General features: G+C 70.4%; 20 protein-coding genes. 6 read left to right on the top strand and 14 right to left on the bottom strand.

What is annotated here, in order from left to right:
* The first annotated feature begins 2 nt into the window (after window positions 1-2).
* Window positions 3-782 carry an LLM class flavin-dependent oxidoreductase gene (locus ABD164_RS00585; RefSeq protein ID WP_344292342.1) on the top strand — a complete coding sequence of 260 codons (780 nt, stop codon included), beginning with the start codon at window positions 3-5 and terminating at the stop codon, window positions 780-782.
* An 88-nt stretch (window positions 783-870) separates the two neighbouring features.
* On the opposite strand, the gene ABD164_RS00580 is transcribed toward ABD164_RS00585, so the two are convergent.
* On the bottom strand, window positions 871-1,083 hold the full coding sequence (locus ABD164_RS00580) for a DUF3073 domain-containing protein (protein ID WP_344292341.1): 213 nt from the start codon (window positions 1,081-1,083) through the stop codon (window positions 871-873).
* Window positions 1,084-1,268: 185 nt separating this feature from the next.
* Here ABD164_RS00580 and ABD164_RS00575 point away from each other — a divergent pair, with 185 nt between their 5' ends.
* Window positions 1,269-2,444, top strand: a complete 1,176-nt coding sequence (locus tag ABD164_RS00575) for an FAD-dependent oxidoreductase (RefSeq protein WP_344292339.1) — start codon at window positions 1,269-1,271, stop codon at window positions 2,442-2,444.
* A gap of 259 nt (window positions 2,445-2,703) precedes the next feature.
* The gene (locus ABD164_RS00570; RefSeq protein ID WP_344292336.1) at window positions 2,704-3,369 is read left to right on the top strand and encodes a copper resistance CopC family protein; all 666 of its coding nucleotides are present in this window, start codon (window positions 2,704-2,706) and stop codon (window positions 3,367-3,369) included.
* Here ABD164_RS00570 and crcB read toward each other — a convergent pair.
* The 5 genes from crcB to ABD164_RS00545 form a co-directional block, all read right to left on the bottom strand.
* Window positions 3,355-3,735, bottom strand: coding sequence for a fluoride efflux transporter CrcB (gene crcB / locus ABD164_RS00565; protein WP_344292334.1), 381 nt, complete (start codon window positions 3,733-3,735; stop codon window positions 3,355-3,357). The two genes, ABD164_RS00570 and crcB, sit on opposite strands and share 15 nt — an antisense overlap.
* Window positions 3,732-4,151, bottom strand: coding sequence for a fluoride efflux transporter FluC (locus ABD164_RS00560; protein ID WP_344292332.1), 420 nt, complete (start codon window positions 4,149-4,151; stop codon window positions 3,732-3,734). Before ABD164_RS00560 ends, crcB begins: the two co-directional genes overlap by 4 nt.
* A gap of 9 nt (window positions 4,152-4,160) precedes the next feature.
* Complete coding sequence (locus ABD164_RS00555; RefSeq protein ID WP_344293349.1) at window positions 4,161-4,667, bottom strand: GNAT family N-acetyltransferase; 507 nt, start codon at window positions 4,665-4,667, stop codon at window positions 4,161-4,163.
* Between the two features lie 69 nt (window positions 4,668-4,736).
* Window positions 4,737-5,372 (bottom strand): PadR family transcriptional regulator, encoded by a 636-nt coding sequence (locus tag ABD164_RS00550; RefSeq protein WP_344292330.1) that lies wholly within the window; start codon window positions 5,370-5,372, stop codon window positions 4,737-4,739.
* Window positions 5,369-6,286 carry a DUF4097 family beta strand repeat-containing protein gene (locus tag ABD164_RS00545; protein WP_344292328.1) on the bottom strand — a complete coding sequence of 306 codons (918 nt, stop codon included), beginning with the start codon at window positions 6,284-6,286 and terminating at the stop codon, window positions 5,369-5,371. Before ABD164_RS00545 ends, ABD164_RS00550 begins: the two co-directional genes overlap by 4 nt.
* Before the next feature lie 265 nt (window positions 6,287-6,551).
* Here ABD164_RS00545 and ABD164_RS00540 point away from each other — a divergent pair, with 265 nt between their 5' ends.
* Window positions 6,552-7,310 (top strand): MerR family transcriptional regulator, encoded by a 759-nt coding sequence (locus ABD164_RS00540; protein WP_344292327.1) that lies wholly within the window; start codon window positions 6,552-6,554, stop codon window positions 7,308-7,310.
* 172 nt (window positions 7,311-7,482) lie between these two features.
* Here ABD164_RS00540 and yczE read toward each other — a convergent pair whose 3' ends face one another.
* Window positions 7,483-8,184 carry a membrane protein YczE gene (gene yczE / locus ABD164_RS00535; RefSeq protein ID WP_344292326.1) on the bottom strand — a complete coding sequence of 234 codons (702 nt, stop codon included), beginning with the start codon at window positions 8,182-8,184 and terminating at the stop codon, window positions 7,483-7,485.
* Window positions 8,185-8,246: 62 nt separating this feature from the next.
* Here yczE and yczR point away from each other — a divergent pair, with 62 nt between their 5' ends.
* Window positions 8,247-9,728: a MocR-like transcription factor YczR gene (yczR, locus tag ABD164_RS00530; RefSeq protein WP_344292324.1), complete on the top strand. Its 1,482-nt coding sequence runs from the start codon at window positions 8,247-8,249 to the stop codon at window positions 9,726-9,728.
* A 78-nt stretch (window positions 9,729-9,806) separates the two neighbouring features.
* Here the strand turns inward: yczR and ABD164_RS00525 are convergent, their stop codons facing one another.
* The 7 genes from ABD164_RS00525 to ABD164_RS00495 all read right to left on the bottom strand — a co-directional run bounded on the left by ABD164_RS00525 (window position 9,807) and on the right by ABD164_RS00495 (window position 17,807).
* Window positions 9,807-11,036, bottom strand: coding sequence for a hypothetical protein (locus tag ABD164_RS00525; protein ID WP_344292322.1), 1,230 nt, complete (start codon window positions 11,034-11,036; stop codon window positions 9,807-9,809).
* The gene (locus tag ABD164_RS00520; protein WP_344292320.1) at window positions 11,026-11,589 is read right to left on the bottom strand and encodes an RNA polymerase sigma factor; all 564 of its coding nucleotides are present in this window, start codon (window positions 11,587-11,589) and stop codon (window positions 11,026-11,028) included. Before ABD164_RS00520 ends, ABD164_RS00525 begins: the two co-directional genes overlap by 11 nt.
* A gap of 134 nt (window positions 11,590-11,723) precedes the next feature.
* A complete protein-coding gene (locus ABD164_RS00515) occupies window positions 11,724-12,491 on the bottom strand; it encodes a Gmad2 immunoglobulin-like domain-containing protein (protein ID WP_344292318.1) in 768 nt (255 codons plus the stop codon).
* Window positions 12,492-12,684: 193 nt separating this feature from the next.
* A complete protein-coding gene (locus tag ABD164_RS00510) occupies window positions 12,685-13,968 on the bottom strand; it encodes a serpin family protein (RefSeq protein WP_344292316.1) in 1,284 nt (427 codons plus the stop codon).
* 67 nt (window positions 13,969-14,035) lie between these two features.
* Complete coding sequence (locus ABD164_RS00505) at window positions 14,036-15,457, bottom strand: aldo/keto reductase (RefSeq protein WP_344292314.1); 1,422 nt, start codon at window positions 15,455-15,457, stop codon at window positions 14,036-14,038.
* A 291-nt stretch (window positions 15,458-15,748) separates the two neighbouring features.
* Window positions 15,749-16,768 carry a chaplin family protein gene (locus ABD164_RS00500; protein ID WP_344292312.1) on the bottom strand — a complete coding sequence of 340 codons (1,020 nt, stop codon included), beginning with the start codon at window positions 16,766-16,768 and terminating at the stop codon, window positions 15,749-15,751.
* 100 nt (window positions 16,769-16,868) lie between these two features.
* Entirely contained in the window at window positions 16,869-17,807 is a 939-nt protein-coding gene (locus ABD164_RS00495; protein WP_344292310.1) for a hypothetical protein, read from the bottom strand.
* 175 nt (window positions 17,808-17,982) lie between these two features.
* On the opposite strand from ABD164_RS00495, the gene ABD164_RS00490 reads away from it, so the two are divergent.
* Window positions 17,983-21,321 (top strand): efflux RND transporter permease subunit, encoded by a 3,339-nt coding sequence (locus tag ABD164_RS00490; protein ID WP_344292308.1) that lies wholly within the window; start codon window positions 17,983-17,985, stop codon window positions 21,319-21,321.
* Window positions 21,322-21,367 lie beyond the last annotated feature (46 nt).

The raw sequence follows: 21,367 nt of genomic DNA, 5'->3' as shown, positions 1-21,367 counted from the left end.
GCGTGTCGGTGAACACGGCCGTCTCGATCGGCCTCGTCGGCACCACTCCGCTCGAGGTGGTGCGCGCCCTCGCGCCGCGCGTCGAGCGGCTCGGGTTCACGACCCTCTGGATCAACGACATCCCCGGGGGTGACTCACTCGCCGGGCTGCGGGCGGCGGCCGAGGTGACCTCGACGCTCGGCCTGGCCTCGGGCGTGATTCCCCTCGACCGTCGACCGGCCGACTCGCTCGACCTCGCGAATCTGCCCACCGAGCGCCTCACGCTCGGGATCGGCTCGGGCAAGGTGGCCGTTCGCCCGGTCGAGTTCGTTCGCACGGGCCTCGCGACCCTGCGTGAGCTGACCGACGCCCCCATCGTCGTCGGTGCGCTCGGGCCGCGCATGCGTAGGCTCGCGGCCGAAGAGGCCGACGGCGTGCTGCTCAACTGGTTGACGCCGGGCGCCGGCAGCCTCACCGCCGGCGAACTGCGACGCGACGCGGGCGGTCGCGCCGACCCGAACCGCGTGCGGGCGACGCTGTACGTGCGCACGATCACCGACGAGTCGGCACGACCTGCGCTCGACCGCGAGAGCACGCGGTACGAGTCGGTGCCGGCCTATGCCGCGAACTTCGAGCGGCTCGGCTTCGGAGCCCGTGAGGCGACGATCACCGATGCCGCGCGGCTCGCCGAGTACGTCGACGCCGACCTCGACGAGATCGTGTTGCGCGCGATGACGCCCTCGAACTCGCTCGCCGAACTCGCCGCGTTCGTCGAGACCGCCGCAGCCTGGCGTGATCGCTGACGCATCGACCCGGACGGGGTCAGCTGATCGGAACGATCAGATGAATGCGGCGAACTGCGCAGGGAAGGTCGGCGACGATCGGCGAGGGCTACGCGCGCTGTTCGCGCTGCTCATCGCCGGTGACGTAGGTGTCGTCGTCTTCGGCAGCGTATTCTGCCCACTTCGACGCCTCGTCGCTGTAATCGTCATGCTGCGAGCCGGTGAGCTCGCGCTCAAGCGCGTTGTAGTCGGTGTTCGGGCTGAAGTACTTCAGCTCGCGAGCGACTTTGGTGTGCTTGGCTTTCTGACGGCCGCGCCCCATGCGTGACCCCCTTACGACATCTGGCCGGGTGGGATGGTCTTCACCCGGCGCTCATCTGATAGTTGAATTTCGTCCGGATGCCAGTTTAGCACCGCGCCACGCCACCTTCGGTGGTATCCACACCCCCGCCATGACGTGCCGGAATCGTGGTGCGGGCACACAGCAAGCCGTGTTGAGATTGTCACGTGATACCCGCCCCTGAACGCACCAAGGTCGTGGTGATCGGTACAGGGCAGGCGGGGCTGTCGGTGGCCTATTACCTGCGCCGTTTCGAACTCGTCGCCGACGAGGACTTCGTCATGCTCGACCGCGCGCCGGGTGCCGGCGGAGCATGGCAGCACCGCTGGTCGTCCCTGCGTCTCGGCACCGCGCACCGCGTGAACGACCTGCCGGGCATGGCCGAGCTCGGACTGAGTTTCGACACCGCCGACCGCGACCTGTCCGCGAGAGAGGTCGTCGCCGACTACTACGGCCGGTTCGAGGAGCACTACGAACTTCGGGTGCACCGGCCGGTCGACGTGCGTGCCGTCGTCAACCGGGGGGCCGACCTCGTCGTCCGCTATGAAGACCTCTCGCCGCAGCCGATCGAAGAGCTGCGCTCGCGCGGGCTCTTCGGGCGCCGCCGCAAGAGCTTCGAACCCCCGGCGACCCAGCGTGCGCCGCAGCACGAGATCGCCACGAGCTTTCTCGTGAACGCCACCGGCACCTGGGGCTCGCCGTTCGTGCCCTTCTACCCGGGAATGGGCGAGTTCGCCGGCCGGCACCTGCACACATCCGACTTCGTCGCCGCCGAGGAGTTCCGCGACCGGCATGTCGTGATCGTCGGCGGCGGCACCTCGGCGATCGGGTTCATGCTCGAGCTCGAGAACGTCGCGGCGGGCCTCACCTGGGTGTCGCGTCGTCCGATCGACTGGATCGACCGGCAGGAGCTCGACCTCGAGGGGGCGTCGGCCGCGGTGGCCATGCAAGACGAGGCCGCCCGCTCGGGTCGCGCCCTGCCGTCGATCGTGAGCGGTACCGGCGTGCCGAAGAGCCGTCGCATCGCCGCCGGCATCGAGCGCGGCCTGCTCGTCGCGCGCCCCATGTTCGACCGCATCGAGGCCGACCGTGTGGTGTGGCATGGCGAGAACTCGGGCATGGCGCGCGCCGACGCGATCATCTGGGCCACGGGGTTCCGCCCCGAGCTGCGCCACCTCGCGCCACTCAGGCTTCGCGAGAAGACCGGCGGCGTCACCGTGGGGCAGGGCGCGGCGTGGAGCGATCCCCGTGTCTTCCTCGCCGGCTACGGCCCGCAGGCGTCGACGATCGGCGCGAACCGCGCCGGTCGCATGATCGCCCGCCAGATCATGGCGATGCTCTAGCGAGCGGATGCCGCGACGCGGTCGCACCCCTCGACGCGGGCGCATCGAAAACAGGAACTGGTCCAGCCCCGCCCGGCGTGTCTTCCTGTTTCGGAGGCGGCTGCGGCGCGCCTTCCTGTTTCCGGAGCGCGAGCCCCTGATCGCCGCCGAGTTCGGCGTCATCTCAGGCACGATTGCTAGGTTGGGCACCGAACTCATCGCCCTTGGCCCTCGGCCACGGGACATCCGTTCGGTATCGCGCCTCAGGAGGCCTCCTTTCATGCCCATTTCGCCCACCGCCGTCGCACGCGCCGCGACCCGCACGAGCCCCGTCGTTCGCCTGCGCGCCGTCGTGCTCGCCGCCGCCGCGCTCACCGTCGCCCTCGGCATCGCCCTCGCCGGTGCCGCCGCGCCCGCGTTCGCGCACGACGAGCTCATCGCGTCGAGCCCCGAGCCCGGTGAGGTGTTCGACGCCGCGCCGTCCGAGGTGGTGCTCACGTTCTCGGGCAGTGTCATCGAGGCGGGTACAGCGGTCGTCGTCGTCGACCACCACGGCGAAGAGGTCGAGGTCGGCGCGCCCGCGATCGCCGGCTCCGACGTCACTGCGGCGCTGCCCGCCGACCTCGCGGGCGACTACCAGGTGCGCTGGCGCGTCGTCTCGTCCGACGGCCACCCCATCGAGGGCACCATCGACTTCGGCGTCGGCGCCGACGCGACCGGCACGTGGACCGAAGAGGCACCGCACGACGACGCGCCGTCCGACAGCGAGGCCGCCGGCGACGCCGAGCAGGCCGAAGACACCGCGTCGACCGGGGCCGACGGCTGGACGATCGCCGGCTTCGTCGTCGGCGCGCTCGGCATCCTCGCGCTCGCCGCGGCACTCATCGTCGCCGCTCGCCGCAAGAGTGCTGGGCCCGGCGGTCCGAGCGGCTCAGGTGACGAGTAGGTAGCCGCCGACTGCGGCCGCGATGCCGAGCGCGAGCGTCACGATGACGTTGAGCATCGCGGCGCGCCAGCGCCCGCCGTCGACGAGCTCGATGGTCTCGACGCTCCAGGTGCTGAAGGTCGTGAGCCCGCCGCAGAACCCGGTGACGAGCACGAGCCGCAGGTCGCCGTCGAGCGTTGCCCGCTCGGCGAGGCCGATGAGCGCGCCGGCGACCGCCGAGCCGACGACGTTCACGATCAGGATGCCGCCCGGCAGGTGCCCCGGTCGCACCGGCAGTGCTCGCGAGAGGGCATAGCGCAGCACTGCGCCGATCGCGCCGGCGACGAGCACGGCGGCGACCACGAGTGGCGAGAGCGCGCCGGTCACAGGGTCTCTCCGGCGTCGGTGACCTCGGTCGGCATGGGGCGGTGGGCGATGAGCGAGCCGATGCGCAGACCGGCGGCCGCTGCGGCGAGACCGCCGGCGACCGAGGCGAGCAAGTACGCGCTCGCTGTCAGCCACTCGCCCTCGCGGCCGAGCACGAGCAGCGACGCCATCACTGCCGAAAGAGTCGTGAACGAACCAAGCACGCCCGGGCCGAGGCCGGCCTTGAGCCACATCGGGGTTGTCGGCCTGGTCCAGGGCCCGCCGACCAGCCACCCGAGCGCGAAGGCGCCGACGAGGTTCACGACGAGGGTCTCGACCGCGAACGCGTCGTCGGCGTGCGGGAACGCGAGGTCGCACGCGAGCCGCAGGCCGGTGCCGATGAGGCCGCCCACGGCGACGGCGAGATACGAGCGCACTCCCAGAGGCTACGCCCGAGGCGGCTCGGCGAGCTCGTACACCCAGTCGTTGGTGCGCAGCACGCGCCCTGCGGCCTCGAAGTCCTCTTCGCCGAGCAGGGTGAACCCGGCCTTGCGGCACACGGCATTCGAGGCGGGGTTGTCGACCGACGGGTAGGCGTGCACGGAAAGCGTCTCGCCGGCGGCGCGGGCGGCCTCGAGCATGAGATGTACCGCATCGGGGGCGATGCCCTGCCCGCGGTACTCGGCCTCGACCGACCAGCCGCTTTCGAGCGCCGGTTCGCCCCTCCACTCGTGTCGCCAGTAGCCGACGATGCCGACGCCCTCGGGGTGCCCGGGAATCGTGATGCGGAACTGCGCTCCGGTGCCGTCGGGGACCAGTGCGAGGTAGCGCTCGTGACGAGCCCGCACCCGTTCGTCGGTCTCGACCCCGCCGACCCAATCCATCAGTTCGGGGGGTGTTCGCGCGGCGCAACAGGTCGAGGTCGTCTTCAGACCAGGGCTGCAGCTCGACATCGACCATGCGGCCATCGAATCACGCCCCACCGACGACAGCAACGCACGTGCCGGCGCCGCGTCGGCACCTCAGCGGTCGGCGAGTGTCGCGAGCACGTCGGCGCGAACCTGCGCGAGCCGCGCCTTCAGCAGCGTCACCGACTCGGGCGACACACGCCCGCGATGCGCCTGCGTGCGCAGGTCGGTGCGCAGCTGCTGGCGGAACTCGTTGATCACGAGATCGGCCTCGTGCACGGCGCGATTCGAATCGCTGCCTGCGCCGCCGTCGGCGCCGGTCGTGTCGGCTCGGCTCGCCGACGTCGTCCGCGCCGAGCGCTTCGCCTCGCGCGCCGCGCTCGCGAGCTCGGCCCGCAGCGACCGCATCGCATCGTTGACCTCGGCGCGCACCCCGTCGGCGAGGCGACGCACCGAGTCGGTCACCTCGTTCTCGATCGCGTCGAGTTCGGGCCTGCGGGCGTCGAGCTCGGCCCGGCCCGCCGCGGTGATCTCGTAGACGGTCTTGCGGCCGTCGGTCGATTTCGAGACGAGCCCCTCTTCTTCGAGCTTCGACAGGCGCGGGTAGATCGTGCCCGCGCTGGGGCTGTAGGTGCCGCCGAACCGATCGCTGAGCGCCTGGATGAGCTCGTAGCCGTGGCGCGGCTGCTCGTCGAGCAGCGCGAGCAGGTACAGGCGCAGGCTTCCGTGGGCGAAGACCGGCGGTGTCATGCCGCGCCGCCCTCTGCCTGTCGATCGGATGCCTCGGCGCCGGCCGACCCCGCGGACGCCGAGCTGTCGTCGTGGGCGCGGCCCGCGGCATCCGCTCGCTCGTTCGCCGGGATCTCGCGACGCATGACCGAGATCGAACCCGACACGCTGTTGGCACCGAGGTCGAGCCAGCGGCCGGCGAGCTCGCCGGTGACGCGCTCGAAGCCCTTGCCGAGCATGCCCTTGATGGTCGTGTCGTCGAGCAGCACGGTGCCGCTGACGGTGTTGATGCGGTAGCGTGCGCCGCTGCCGGCGTCGAAGCGAACGGTGAGGTCGCCCGACACGGTGTTGGTGTCGACCCGGTCGGGGGTGCCGTAGACGTCGAGCACCATGTCACCCGAGACGGTGTCGGCGTTGAACGCGCGCACGTCTCCGGTGGCGACGATGTCGCCCGAGACCGAGTGCGCGGTGATGCGGCCGGTGTGGTTGCCCGCCGACATCTCGCCCGAGACGCTCGAGAGCTCGACATCGCCCTCGTGGGAGTCGAGCACGACATCGCCCGAGACCGTGCTGAGCTTCGCGTCGGTCGCGAAGCCCGAGACGAGTGCCTCGCCCGAGACGACGCCGAGCTTCATGACGACGTGGCGCGGCGCCATGATCGACACCTGTGCCTTGGCGCTGCCCGCCCAGCCCTTGAACACCTCGATGAAATTGTCCCAGCGCAGCTGCGGGTGGTCGATCTCGAGCACGTCGCCGTCGATCTCGACCTTCAGGTCTTTGCCGGTGACGCCCGTGATCTCGATGCGTGCGCCCGGCTCGTCGTGCGCGATGACGTCGACCTTTCCGCCGATGAGGCTGACTTTGAGCTTGCGCACGAGCTCGAGGTCGATGATGCGGCTCTCCCCGGGGGCGATGACCCACTTCTCGATGGCCATGGTGTGATCTCCTTCGTTCGCGATATATCGCGTTGGTTCTCAGAACACGATATATCGCGTCTGCCCAGCACGCAAGTGCATGTAGTCCGTTCAGGGGATTTGGGCAACACGCCGTGCGTATGGGCGCGCCTGCCGGCGTGTCGCCCAAATCCCCTGAACGCGCAACCAGGCGAGCGGATGTCCCGGGCTTGACATTGACGTAGCGTCAAGCTTTAGCGTGGCAGACGTGGGGTTGACACAGCCCCGGATCGCGAGAGGAGGCGTCGTGGACTGGTCGATCCAGGAGATCGCGAAGCTCGCGGGAACGACGAGCCGCACGCTGCGTCACTACGACGACATCGGGCTGCTCGCACCCGCCCGCATCGGGTCGAACGGCTATCGCTACTACGACGAGCCGGCGCTCGTGCGCCTGCAGCGCATCATGCTGCTGCGCGAGCTCGGGCTGGGGCTTCCCGCAATCGGCGAGGTGCTCGACCGAGAAGAGAGCGCACCGCACGCCCTGCGCAGCCACCTCGAGTGGCTGCAGCAGGAGCAACAACGGCTGGCGCGGCAGATCGCGTCGGTCGAGAACACCATCACGGCATTGGAAGGAGGTGAACGACTCATGGCAGAGAACATGTTCGACGGATTCGACCACACCCGGTACAAGGAGGAGGTCGAGCAGCGCTGGGGCAAGGACGCGTACGCGAAGAGCGACGCGTGGTGGCGCTCGATGAGCGCCGACGAGAAGGCAGCCTGGCAGCAGCGCGTGTCAGACCTCGGCCGCGACTGGATCGCGGCGCACGAGCGCGGCATCGACCCGACCGGCGACGAGGCGCAGGCGCTCGCGCAGCGGCACTTCGAGTGGCTGCGCGGCATTCCCGGCACGCCCGGCGGTGGCGGCTCGGGCCCGACGAAAGAGTACTTCGTCGGCCTCGCCGAGATGTACGTGGCCGATGAGCGCTTCGGCGCGAACTACGGCGGCCAGGCCGGCGCCGAGTTCGTGCGCGACGCGATGACGGCCTACGCCGACCGCAACCTGTAGCGGCAGTCGTCGGTCGAGTAGCCCGCCAGGGCGTATCGAGACCTCGGGGGTCTCGATACGCTCGCTGGCGCTCGCTACTCGACCGGCGGGTTTGCGCTCGCTGCTCGACTGGCGGGTTGGCGCTCGCTACTCGACCGCGGGTTGGCGCTCGCTACTCGACCGGCGGGTCGGGCTACTCGACGACCGGGGTGGCGCGGGGCGTCGGCACGGCGCGCGGGGCCGGCGCCGCGACATCCGCTCGGTTCGCACGGTCGGTTCGCTTGATCGCGAACAGGGGGATCGCGTACCCGCAGATCGGGCCGATGAGCAGCGCGAACGCGACCGTGCCGATGCCGACGTTGCCGCCGAGCAGCCAGCCGGCGCCGAGCACGATGACTTCGATGCCGGTGCGCACGATCCAGATGCGCCAGCCGGTGACGCGGTGCAGGCCGGTCATGAGGCCGTCGCGCGGGCCGGGGCCGAAGTGGGCGCCGATGTAGAGGCCGGTGGCGGCGCCGAGCACGAGGATGCCGGCGGCGAGCAGGCCGATGCGCGCCCAGAGGTCGAGGCCCGAGGGGATCAGCCAGAGGCCGACGTCGGCGGCCGGGCCGACGAGCAGGGCGTTCATGACGGTGCCGAAGCCGAGGCGCTGCCGCAGGGGAATCCAGAGCAGCAGCACGACACCGCTCGTGAGCACGGTGATGAGGCCGAAGCCGAGGCCCGTCTGCTTGGAGATGCCCTGGGTGAGCACGTCCCACGGCGCGACGCCGAGTTCGCCGCGCACGATGAGGGCGATGCCGATGCCGTAGAGGAAGAGCCCGGCGAACAGTTGCACGAAGCGGCGCACGAGCACGGGGGCGGGATCGGTGGAGCGGGGAAGGGTCAGGCGCGGCATTCTGCAATCCAATTCCACGATTGGCCTTATGGCAAGAAGCCAATTGCGATAAAGTGGCTCGCATGGCGGAGTCCATCCTCAGCGCGCGCGCCCTCGACACCCTGCTCGGCGAGTGGCGCGGCGCCGGCAGCGCCTACCAGGCGCTCGCCGAGCGGGTGCGCCTGCTCATCCTCGACGGGCGCATTCCCGTCGACACCCGGCTGCCGGCCGAGCGCGACCTCGCCGAGCGGCTCAGCCTCAGCCGCACGACCGTGACCGCGGCGTACCGCGAGCTGCGCGAGCACGGGCTCGTGCTGAGCGTTCGCGGCTCGGGCAGTGTCGCGCGGCTGCCCGGTATCCCCGCGACCCTGCCTGCACCACCCGACGCCGAGTACATCGACTTCTCGAAGGCCGCGCCGCCGGCGTTGCCGTGGCTGCCCGACGTCGCGCGCGCCGCGCTCGACGATCTTCCGGCCCAGCTCGCCGACTCGGGGTTCGACCCCATCGGCACCCCGGCCCTGCGCGCCGCCATCGCCGACCGCTATACGGCGCGCGGACTGCCGACCACGCCCGAGCAGATCATGGTGACCATCGGCGCCCAGCACGCGATCGCCCTGCTCTCACGGGCGCTCGTGGGGCGAGGCGACCGCGCCCTCATCGAGGCGCCGACCTACCCGCACGCCTACGAGGCCCTGCGCGCAGCGGGCGCGCGACTCGTTCAGGTCTCGGTGACGCCGGCAGGCGCCGATCGCCATGACGCAGATCCGTTCGATACCGACATCCTCGACCCCGACCCCGGCGACCCCGGCGACGAGGTCGAGGCCATGACCCGGGCCATCCATCATTCGAACCCGGTGGCCGCCTACCTCATGCCCGACTTCCAGAACCCGACCGGCCGTTCGATGAGCGTCGGCACTCGCGAGCGCGTGCTCGACGCGGCCGCCCGTCAGGGCACGGTCGTCATCGCCGACGAGACCACCGCCGAGCTCGACATCGATCGTGCCGCGTCGTACCTGCCCCTCGCCGCGTACGGCGACGCGGTCATGGTCGGCTCGGTCGGCAAGACAGTGTGGGGAGGCCTTCGCGTCGGGTGGATCCGTGCAGACAGGCCCCTCATCCGCCGACTGCTCGCCGTGCGCTCGCCCGGCGACCTCGGCACCCCCATCATCGAGCAGCTCATCGCGGCCCGCCTGCTCGAGCGCATGGACGACATTCTCGACCTGCGCCGCGAGCAACTGCGCACCGGCCGGGCTCGCCTCGAGGGGCTGCTCGCCGAGGCGTTCCCCGACTGGCGCGTGCCGCACGTCGACGGCGGCATCGTGACGTGGGTCGGCCTCGGCGCCCCCGTGAGCTCGCAGCTCGCGCTCGCCGCCCGCGCGCAGGGCCTCATCATCGCGGCGGGACCGCGCTTCGGCATCGACGGCGCGTTCGAGCGATTCCTGCGGCTGCCGTTCTGCTATCCGGCCGAGACGACGGATGCCGCGGTGCAGGCACTCGCGCGAGCGTGGGGTTCGCTCTCGCGCACGCCGGTGCCCGAGCAGAGTCTGCTGACGTCGGTGGTCTGACGCGGCGACTTCTGGCCGGACAAGCGGCCGCTGCCGGCCGATTGATTTCGGCTGATTCGCTCACTCTCGCACCGGGGGTCAGCCCGCAAGCCGAGCCAGTACCGCCTCGGCGAGTGCGATCGCCGTGGCCTGGTCGTTCGCGGTCACGTTGTACCAGTCCTGCCCGACCGTGAGGTCGACGGCGCACGTCGTGCCGAACCGCTCGTCGCAGCGAATGGATGCCGCGTCGCCCGCGGCGAGCCCGGCGAGCTCGATCGGCGTTGACGCTCCGGCGTGGATCATCCGCAGGTACGCCCAGCGCCCCTCGTGCAGCCAGTCCACCCGCGCCGCCTGGCTGAGATCGTCGACGCCCCAACCGCAGCCGACGGCATCTGCGTGGAGCCGCGCCTCGGCCCATTCGCTCCAGCCTCCGGAGCCGATCATCACCTGCGCGCCCGGGGTGGAGGTGATCGAAACCACCTGGTCGACGGGGATGATCGCGTCGCAGTCCTCAGGCCCTGGCAGGGTCATCCGCTCGGTGACGGTCGGTGCGGTAGCCGGCCCGGCCGCGCCGACCGCGACGATGACCGCGTCGACGAGCGACTGCCAGCCCGACGCGTCGGCCGCGAGTTCGGCTCCGCCGTACGCCGAGAGCGTGACCCAGGCGTCGCCGACCGCTGAGCTCGCCCAGCACCACGTGTCGGCGCACTGACTCTCGTCGGCAGGCATCGCGTGCTGGGTGGCGTACTCGCTCCAGCCGGCGGCCGGGCGGGGGACGACCGCGATCGTCACGCCCACGTAGTCGGGCTCGACGCCGTACTGCTCGTTCATCGGCACGCCGTTCGACCACTCGCACACCGAGCCGCCGACGGCGAGAATCGCCGCTCGCCTCGGAATCGCGATGCCGACCCCCGACTCGGACACGATCGGGTCGACCGCAGCGACCTCGCTGCCGAACAGGCCCGACACCAGCGCGGGATCGACCAGGGCGGCGCAGTCCAGGCCGTATCGTGAGGCCGGCTGGCCCGGCGTGACCGCGTATTCGCTCGCCGCGGGCGCGGTCGGCTGCGACGCCGTCGACGGCGTGTTCGGGGCATCCGTCGCCACGGTCGCCGCGTCGTCATCGGGTGCGGTGATCACGCCGAGCGCGAAAGCGGCTCCCGCCCCGACACCGAGCAGCGCGGCGACACCGAGCCCGAGCCCGAAGATGTGGCGCGCAGACTTCCGCTTCGCGGGTGCTGGTTCCTGTGCGACCCGTTCGAGCACGTTGCGCTTCATCGAGCCGAGGAGGCGCGTCAGTTCGTCTCCGGTGGGAGGTTCAGACTTCATCGAGGGTCACCGCCTTCTTCAATCTGGCCCGGCTTCGGGACACGCGTTGCTTGACAGCGCCGACACTGAGGTCGAGCCGCTCGGCCGCCTCGGCGTAGGGCAGGCCTTCGACCAGGCAGAGCTCGCACACCTGCCGGTCGATCGGTTCGAGTCGTTCGATCTCGTCGAGGACCCAGCGCAGGTCGTCCCGCGCCGCCTCGGCATCGTGATGTTCGCGGACGACGTCGGCTCCGCCCTGCGGGGCGTCGTCGTCGAACTGCTCGGCCCGAGCGCGGGCCGCCTTCCTCACGGCGTTCATTCCGAAGTTGCGGCACGTGACGAGGAGCCACGGAAGCAGCGACGCCTCAGCGATCATGATCTCCGCCGCCTTGCGCCAGACCGTGAGGAACGTGTCCTGCACGATCTCCTCGACGTCCATTCGGCTCGGCGCGATCGCCCACGCGTACCGCGTCACCGCCGGGGCATGCCGATCGAACACGACCGCCATCGCCCGTTGGTCGCCGCTCGCCAGGCGCTCGAGGAGCTCGGCGTCGGTGCCATCGCTCTCGTCCACGTGCACACCCCCCTTCACTCTAGGAATGTCGCGTCATGAGGAAAGGTCACAAAATGGCATCAAGTTGGCGGGCCGGTGCGGGACCGTACCCTGCTCGAGAACGCGCGCGCTCCGCCGCAGCATTCATGCCAGACCTACCCGCGGATCTCGATCTGCACCGGGAACTCGTTCTCGACCCTGCCGTCCTTCGCGCTCAGGCTGTACGCCACCACGTCGTAGAGGCCGGGCCGAATGTCATCAGGCAGCATCAGCCTCGAGTCGAAGTTCGACTCGACGCAGCACTCTTCGGCCGTCACCTGAAGCGTCGCGACGGTCGTGCCCGACGCATTGCGCACGTCGACCGTGAGCGCGGCTTCGAAGAGGTTCGCCGTGCCGGTCACCAGCATGAGGCCTCCTACGTCGTACACCTGACCGCATGAGGGACTCGTCATGATGATCGGCGGCCGATCGGGCGAGACGGTGATCGGATACTCGACGAGATCGACGACCGAGCCGTCCTTCGCGCTGTGCGTGTACGCCCGCAGCATGACGGGCAGGGCGTTCTCCTCCGGCCCGAAGGCGAGTGTGGCCTCCCACGTGCCGGGGGTGCCGGACCCCGACGTCGCCGTGACGTGGCGCACACACGCCACCATGCCCGACTCGTCGACGGCGTCGACGGTGAGCGCCGCCTCGAAGGTGTTCGCGGTGCCGCTCACGGTGAACGGTACCGAGACGGTCGCGTCAGCGACCGGGCTCCCGATGGTGATCTGCGGAGGCTCCGACGGGGTCGGGGCCGTGGACGTCGCCGGGTTCGAGACGGGCGACGGACTCGGGTCGGGGCCGGACGTCGGACCGGACGCGCACGCGGTCACCGCCAACACCACGGCAACCACAGCGAACGTGTGCAGTGAACGGACCACCATGATCGATCACCTCTCCCCTGTGCGCTTCGCACTCGCGGACACGCGATGTCGTTTGCCGCCGCTTTCGTCCGCGGGCCCTCTCACTGAGGAATGTCGCCGAACCCGCAGAAGGTCACAACATTCCAGGATTGTCGCTGACAGCGAGGTAGACGATGGTCAGGGTCCCTGATTCAGGAGCCCTGGTGATGGCGTGTCAACCGCGGGGATCGTGAACGCTGCCGAGGAAGAGCACGGCGCCGGTCTCGCGGTCGCTCACGGTGAACGCGAACGGCCGGTCGACCCGGAATGGCGGCGGTCCCGCGGACTCCGCCATGACCCCACCCGTGACCGCCGCCGCCTCGGTGCCCTTCTCGTCGACCCGGATGTGGGTCTTCTGCACGACGGTGTCGAGGAACGGGTCGGCCGACGACATCGGGGTGAAGTCCCCGCCGCCGAACGCAGACACCATCCCGAGCGATTGCAGAACCCCGTTGAGGTTCGCGTCCCACTCGAGCTCGAAGCGCGGCAGCGCGATCTCGGAGAGGGTGGCTGTCTCGAGGCCGTCGACCGCGTTCTGCCAGACCTCGGCGTCGAGGTCGTCGAGAAGCTCGTCGAGGGCCACGTCCTCGTCGGGCAGCAGCACCTCCATGCCGAAGCGCTCGTCGTCGCCGTAGGCAAGCCGGAGCATCTGGAAGCCATCACCGAACGACGTCTCCACTTCGGCGGCGCTGCGATGCATGGTGGGCACCACCACCTCATCGCCGCCGGCCAGGGCGAATGGCGTCGCGCGGGTGTCGCCCTCGTCGAATGCGGTGGTCCAGGTGCCCATGAAGTACACCGTGTTGAGCAACACCAGCACCGCCTGCGGGTCGGGCAGGCCGAGATCCGCGGCGATCTGATCGATCAGCCCCTCGGTGCCTTCATCGACCCAGTCGTCGATGGCGTCGGCGGCATCCTGCGAACCGAGGTCGACCTCATCGAGCGTCGCCCCGTAGGTGTCCTGCACGAACGAGACATAGTCGTCCTCGAACGGATAGCCTTCGGCCGCCCACAGCGAGTTGGCGATCGCCAGCGTGACGTCATCGGTACCGACCAGATCGGCGAGCAGAGCCGCATTCCGTACGTCACGCGGGCCGTCGAGACCCAGCAGTTCGGTCATCTCCTCGGCGTTGTCGCCGCCGGCGCCGGCGGCCACCATCGCCAGCAGCACCGACGCCGACAGTGGCGAGGTGACCGTGTTGTCGCCATCCTCTGCGACGGCGGTGTGCAGATCGAAGCCGAAGGCGTTGACCGCGTCGGCCGCCGCGGCAGCGTCCTCGGCCGACAGGCTGCCCGCGAGATCGGCGTCCACGCTGTCTCCGGCGCCCCCGCCCGGCTGGCCGACGACCCCGCCACAGGCGGTGAGGACGAGCGCGACCGCCACGGCGAGCCCCGCCCGCCACGCGTTGCTGTGTCCAGATACGCGGAACTCTGCGGCAGCCGGGGCATCTCGGGTCATACCCAGATTGTGTCGAAAGGTCGGTGATGCTTGCAGTGATCTTGTCCACAGCACCTGACGGCCCGAGTCACGTCCAGTCGCGCGCGCCGCGCGCCGCCCAGTAGGCCCATGTATTCTCAGCGAGCGCGGCGAGGGCCGCGGCATCCATCGACGGGGCTCGCGACGCGAGGTTGGAGTCGAGCTGACCCTGCGTGACCGCACCCGAGAGCACGAGGTCGCACCACGGCCGCGACCGGGCGACGCCGATCGCGAACGCGTCGACCGACTGCCCGTCGGATGCCGCGACCGCAGCCGCCGCCGGCTCGTCGGCCGCGCCCTCGGGGCTCAGCCGGCCGTTGGCGACCGCCTCCTTGACCACGACGAACCATCCGGCGTCGTGCGCTCGGGCGAGTGCCGGCCCGGCCGACGGTTCGAGCAGGTTCCACGTCGCCTGCACGGCGCCGAACGGCGAGCTCTCGAGCTCGCGGGCGGCGTCGAGCGCATCTGCCTGATGCGGGCCGCTCGTCGAGATGCCGACGCGCACGCCGATCGCCGCGAGCGCGCGCAGTTGGTCGAGCAGGGCTGCGTCGCCGAGTGCCGGGCTATCGGGCGTGAGCGAGTGGATCAGGTACAGGTCGGGTGCACCGCCGAGCGCGGCGAGCGTCTCGGGCCACTGCCGCTCGAACATGTGGAGCGAGTGCTCCTTGCGCTCGTGCACCTCGGCGTCCATGCGCCATGCACCGACGTATTCGTAGCCCCACTTCGACTCGATCGTGAGCTCGGCGCGCCGCTCGGGGTGCTCGGTGAGCCACGACCCGAGGAACTGCTCGGCGAGACCGTACGAGCGCGCAGCATCGAAGAAGCGGATGCCGCGTGCCCATGCCGCGTCGAGCATGGCGTGGGTGTTCTCCCGCATCGAGGCCACCGTGCGGTCGCCGCCGAGGTCGACCCTGCGACCGGTCGTGATGTACGCGGGGCGCCCGAGCGCGGCCAGGCCGAGGCCGAGCGGGGCGAGCACGGTGCGAACCATGCGGATCACGCGCACGCCGAACTCGACGCTCACCGTCCCGTCCGCGACGAACCCGTGCTTTCGATAGAAGGCCTGCGCCCGGGGGCTCGGATCAGCGACCCACAGCACCGCCGATTCCCGCGGGCCGAGAACGGCATCCAGCAGGGCGGCGCCCGCGCCCGACCCGTGCTCGACCTCGACGACATACAGCACGTAGATCTGTACCCCCCACGCCGAATCGGAGTCCTGCGGAGGTGCCGCCATCGCGATGCCGATCAGGTCGCCGCCGCGTTCGGCCACCGCGACGCGGTTCGCTCGGTAGCGCTCGTCGGTGAGGATGTCCCTCCAGAACTGTTCGCGGATTCCCGGCAGCTCCGGGTCATCGAGCACCTCGTCGCGCATCACTCCGCGGTACGTCTCGCGCCACGACCGCACATTCACTCGCGCCATCTCGGCAGCGTCGTCGACTCGCGCGGCTCGAACGCTCAGCGGGGAGCCCATGCCGGAACCCTACTCGTCGATGACCCGGCGCGCGGCCGGCGGCGCGGCAGGTGAGTCGCCGATCGATCGGGAACGGGGTGGCCGACGTCGATGGACGTCGACCACCCCGTTCGTGCCGCGCCGACCCGTGCGGCCTGGCCGAACGCCCACCCGAAGACGATCGGCGCCTGCACGTTCCCCCAGGGCGCGGCGTTCCGCGCGGCCGGCCCGAATCGGCGGCGCGGAAGTCGTTTGCGTCGTGCGTGCTGGTCGGCGACCCGGCGCCGGTAGGGCGGCGCCGGGTGCGCCCGACTAGCGGCGGATTGCGAAGCGGCGCAGGCCCATGAGCAACAGCCCGCCGAGCAGTGCACCGAACGCGAGCCACAGGCCCGTGAGATCGGCGCCCGTCGAGGCGAGCGTCGAGCCCGAAGCCATCACCGTGGCGCCACCCGTTGCGACGGTCGTGCCGTCGCCGTCGTCGCCCGGGCTACCGGGGTTCGTCGGGTCCGTCGGATCCGTGGGATCCGTCGGGTCCGTGGGATCGGTCGGGTCCGTCGGATCCGTCGGGTCCGTGGGATCGGTCGGGTCGGTCGGGTCCGTGGGATCGGTCGGGTTGACGATGGTCGTCGCCCCGTCGGTCACACTGTCGCCGATCACCGAGATCGCGTTGCCGCTGATCGTGATGGGCAGGGACAGGTTCGGAATGAGCTGTGTTCCTCCGAGCAGCCCATCAGACCCATCCGTCACCGCGGAACCGCCCCCGGTTCCCGGAGCCACGACCGTCGTGGCGTCCTTCGACGTGCTGTCACCGATCCCCGAGATCGCGTTGCCGGCGATCGTGATCGGCAGGTCGAGATCGCCGATCAGCTGGGTGCCGCCGAGGATCGAGTCCTCGCCCGAGGTGGTCGCGGTGCCGCCGTCGGCAGTGCCGGAGTCGCCGGTTGCGACCTCGGTGGTCGCGTCCTCGCTCGTCGAGTCGCCGATGATGCTGATGGCGTTGCCGCTCACCGTCACGGGAATCGCGACGTCGATGAGCGCCTGCGTACCCGAAGCGATGCCGCCGTCGCCCGACGTGACCGCGACCGGGTCGGCGCTGCTCGCGCCGTCCGTCGACACTTCGGTCGCGGCATCCGTCGACGACGAATCGCCGATGATCGAGATGCCGTTTCCGCTCACGGTGACGGGGAGTTCGATCGAGATCGCGGCCTGCGTTCCCGAGAGGATGCCGTCGTCGCCGCCCGTTTCGGACGCGTGTGCAACGCCGGCCCCGAGGAGCGTGAGCCCCCCGGCGAAGAGGGTCGCGTACAACGCCCTCAATGCCAATTTCTTCATGATCCAGTCCTCCTGACTGATGGGAGATGTCGCTCCCGGGCAGGGAGCGATGACCGTGTCCGCGAGTGCACGCCGAGTGCGTGCAGGCGGAACGGCCCCGTCAGTCAGGGGTGGAATCGGTGTCGTAGACCGGCGACGACGGCAGCGCGTCGTCGACCGAGTGCAGCACCAGCGACGCGCGCGCGTCGAGTTCGAGGGCGGCGAACGCCGTGTCAGAGCTGGCGGATGACCCGCCGGGGCCCGAGCCGGACGCGCCGGTGCCGGTTGAACCACTGCCGGGTGGCGCGAGCGCGGGTGGCGCGTCGCCGGGTGAGCCCACGGGACTGGCCGGCGAGGTGGCGCTGCCGATGGCGCCCGAGAGTGGCGCGCCGACGAGGTCGACCCCGCCAGCGGAGCTGGTCGAAACGCCAGCGACGACGGGGATCGGCGCCGCCGTGGCGGCGGGGTCGAGGCTCGCGCCGGGTGCGGGCGACTCGCCCGGTAGCTGGGGGGTCGAGCCCGAGTCGCCGCCGGGAAGGTCGATGGGCGAACCGACGATCGTGCCGAGTGCGTCGTCGACGATGCCCGTGACGGGTGAGACGACGCTGCCGACCGTGTCGTCGCCGACGATGCCGCCGACGATCGGCAACGATCCGGCGACCTGGTCGACGATGTCGACGAGGGGCTTCGTGAGTTCGCCCACGCCTGCGGGCACGACGGCCTCGACGAGACCGCCGACGGGTGCGGGCACAACGGTCTCGACGACCGGATCGACGACGGCGGCCACCGGCGCGAGCACCGGCTCGACGACCGCGTCGACCGGCTCGATCACCGTGGCGACGACGTCTCCGAGGGCGTCGCCGGGCGTGCTCGAGGTCTGCGAGACACCCCCGACGACGGAGCCGAGGGTGCCGAGCAGCGACGACGGCTTCGCCTCGTCGGCCGATGCGCTCGACACGCTCGAGAACAGGCTGATTGCGAGCCAGAGGGCCGAGAAGGCGAGTGCGAGCAGGGCATAGCGAAGCCACCGGCCCCGCCACGCGTCATCCGCCCTGATCATCGCCCCCGCCTTGCACGTTGATCAGCAACATACCGACTCAGCGGTCGCCGTGGCTACCCGTATCGCGAGTGTCGCGTGAGGGACCTATGAAGTATTCCGCTCAGAGCGCACCGGACGTGCTCGGAAATCTCCATGCGATGACATTCGTTGCGGTCATGGCTGCGAGAATCGTCGAATGCACCTGCTCGCCGCGCTCAGCATGAAGAATCGCGCGCTCATCGCCCTGATCACCATCGTCGCCGCGGTGTTCGGCGGCATCGCGCTGACGAACCTGAAGCAGGAGCTCGCCCCGTCGATCGCGTTCCCGCAGCTCTCGATCGTGACGAGCTACCCCGGAGCCTCGCCCGACATCGTGAACACCGACGTGTCGACGCCGATCGAGACCGCGATCCAGGGCATCACCGGGCTCGAGTCGACCTCGACCACGAGCTCGACGGGGCTCTCGCGGGTCACGGCGAGCTTCACCTACGGCACCGACCTCGCGTTCGCCGAGCAGAAGCTGCTCTCGTCGGTCAACCGCATCGCCGGGCAACTGCCCGAAGACGTCGACCCGCAGGTCATCGCGCTGAGCCTCGACGACTTCCCCGTGCTGCAGGTCGCGGTCACCGGGGTCGACGACATCAGCTCCCTCTCCGACGAGATCGAGCGCACCACCCTCGGCGAGATCACCGACGTCGACGGGGTGCGCGACGCGACGCTCATCGGCGAGATCGGCCAGCGGGTCACGATCACGCCCGCACCCGAGCAGCTCGCCGCGTTCGGCATCACCCAGCAGGCGATCCGCGATGCGCTCGCGCAGAACGGGTTGCTCGTGCCCGCCGGCTCGATCACCGAGGGCGACTCGACGTTCGCGGTGCAGACCGGCTCGCGGCTCGGCAGCGTCGACGAGATCGCCGCGCTGCCCGTGCTCGGGGCCACCGAGACGGCACCGCTGCCCGACGAGGAGTTCCCCGAGCCCTTCGAGGGCCCGATCCCCGAAGGGGCGACCGACGCAGAGCTCCCGTCAGCAGGCCCGGTGAGCAGAATCCCCGCGGCCGCGACGATCGCCGACGTCGCGACGGTCGAACTCGCCGACAACCCGGTGACGAGCATCTCGCGCGTGAACGGTGAGCCGGCCCTCACGATCTCGGTCACCAAGCTGCCCGCCGCGAACACCGTCGAGGTGTCGAACGCGGTCACCGCACTGCTGCCCGGCCTCGAGGCATCGCTCGACACCACCAACCCGGGCGCGTCGTTCACCGTCGTGTTCGACCAGGCGCCCTACATCGAGCAGTCGATCGAGTCGCTCGCGACCGAGGGCATGCTCGGCCTGCTCTTCGCGGTGCTCGTGATCCTCGTGTTCCTGCTCTCGGTGCGCGCGACCCTCGTCACCGCGATCTCGATCCCGACGTCGGTGCTCATCGCGTTCATCGGGCTGCAGGCGGCCGACTACACCCTCAACATCCTCACGCTCGGTGCGCTCACGATCGCCATCGGCCGTGTCGTCGACGACTCCATCGTCGTCATCGAGAACATCAAGCGGCACCTCGTCGAGGGTGTCGACAAGGCGGCCACCATCGTGCACGCGGTGCGTGAGGTCGCCGGAGCCATCACGGCTTCGACGATCACCACGGTCGCCGTGTTCCTGCCGCTCGCGCTCGTCGAGGGCGTGACGGGCGAGTTGTTCCGCCCGTTCGCGTTCACCGTGACGATCGCGCTCGTCGCCTCGCTGTTCGTGTCGCTCACGATCGTGCCCGTGCTCGCCTACTGGTTCCTGAAACCCGCCAAGCTGCACAAGCACGAAGACGAGGCCGAGGTCGCCGCCGCCGCGTTCGTCGACGACGTGTGGCTCGCCCCCGAACTGCGCGGACCCGACGGCGAGACGGGCCTCGCCGGCGGACGCGACGGCGAGACGGGCCTCGCCCAGGCCCGCTCGGCCGACGAACTCGAGCACCCGTCGCGCCTGCAGCGCGGCTACCTGCCGATCATCGAGTGGACCCTCAGGCACGGCGTCGTGACGATCATCGTCGCGGTGCTCATCCTCGGCGGCACGGTCGCGCTCGTGCCGTTCATGAAGACGAACTTCCTGGGATCGTCGGGGCAGAACACGTTCCAGGTCTCGCAGGTGCTGCCCGTCGGCACGAGCCTCGACGCCATGGACGCGGCATCCGAACCCGTCGAAGGCGCGATCCGCGCCACCGAGGGCGTCGAGATCGTGCAGACCTCGATCGGCACCGGCTCGAGCCCGCTCGCGGCGGCATTCGGCGGGGGCGGGGCGACCATCACCTATTCGGTGACCACCGACGACGACGCCGACCAAGAGGCGCTGCAGGCCTCGGTGCGCGAGTCGGTCGACGAACTCGACGACGTCGGCGAGGTCACCCTCACGGCGGCGAGCGGGTTCGGCGCGTCGAACGACATCGACGTCGACATCACCGCCTCGAACGCCGAAGACCTGCAGACCGCCACCGACGCGGTCGTCGAAGAGCTCGACGGCGTCGACTCGATCACGCAGGTCTCGTCGAACCTCTCGGAGTCGCGCCCGTACATCGCCGTCGAGGTCAACCGAGCGGATGCCGCGGCCGCGGGTTACTCCGAGGTCGCACTCGGCGGCTTCGTGTCGGCCGCGATGGCGCCGCAGACCGCCGGTTCGGTCGTGATCGACGAGAAGAACCTCACGATCTACCTGGCCACCGAGAACCCGCCGACCACGATCGCAACGCTCTCGGCACTCGAGGTGCCGACGCCCACTGGGCTCGTGCGGCTCGACACCCTGGCGACGGTCGCCGAGGTCGACGGGCCCGCCTCGGTGACGACCGTGCAGGGTCTGCGCAGCGCCACCGTGTCGGCCACCCCTTCGGGCGATGACCTCGGCACCGCGAGCACTGCGGTCTCGTCGGCCGTCGCCGCGGTCGACCTGCCCGCGGGCACGACGGCGTCGCTCGGTGGTGTCACCGCCGACCAGACCGAGTCGTTCTCGCAGCTGGGCATCGCGTTGCTCGCGGCGATCCTCATCGTGTACATCGTCATGGTGGCGACGTTCCGTTCGCTGCTGCAGCCCCTGCTGCTGCTCGTGTCGGTGCCGTTCGCGGCCACCGGCGCGATCGCGCTGCAGGTCATCACCGGGATTCCGCTCGGCGTGGCGTCGCTCGTCGGCGTGCTCATGCTCGTCGGCATCGTCGTGACGAACGCGATCGTGCTCGTCGACCTCGTGAACCAGTACCGGGATCGGGGCATGAACGTGCGAGATGCGCTCGTGCACGGGTCATCCCGACGACTGCGCCCCATTCTGATGACCGCCCTCGCGACGATCTTCGCGCTGCTGCCGATGGCCATCGGCCTCACCGGCACGGGCGGGTTCATCTCGCAGCCGCTTGCGCTCGTCGTGATCGGCGGACTCGTGTCGTCGACCGCGCTCACGCTCGTGGTGCTGCCGGTGCTGTACGACCTCGTCGAGGGCGGGCGCGAGCGGCGTCGGGCGAAGCGTGCGGCACGCGCCGAGGTCGCCGGTGCGGCGGAAGCGTCGGTCGAGTAGGCGCGCCGGCGGCGTATCGAGACCCGGTGACCGCCTGTCGAGACAG

The sequence above is a fragment of the Agromyces neolithicus genome (assembly GCF_039529735.1).
In the GTDB taxonomy this organism is placed as follows: Bacteria; Actinomycetota; Actinomycetes; order Actinomycetales; family Microbacteriaceae; genus Agromyces; species Agromyces neolithicus.
Note: the sequence above shows the minus strand (reverse complement) of the source record. Positions and strands in the feature narration are given on the sequence as shown.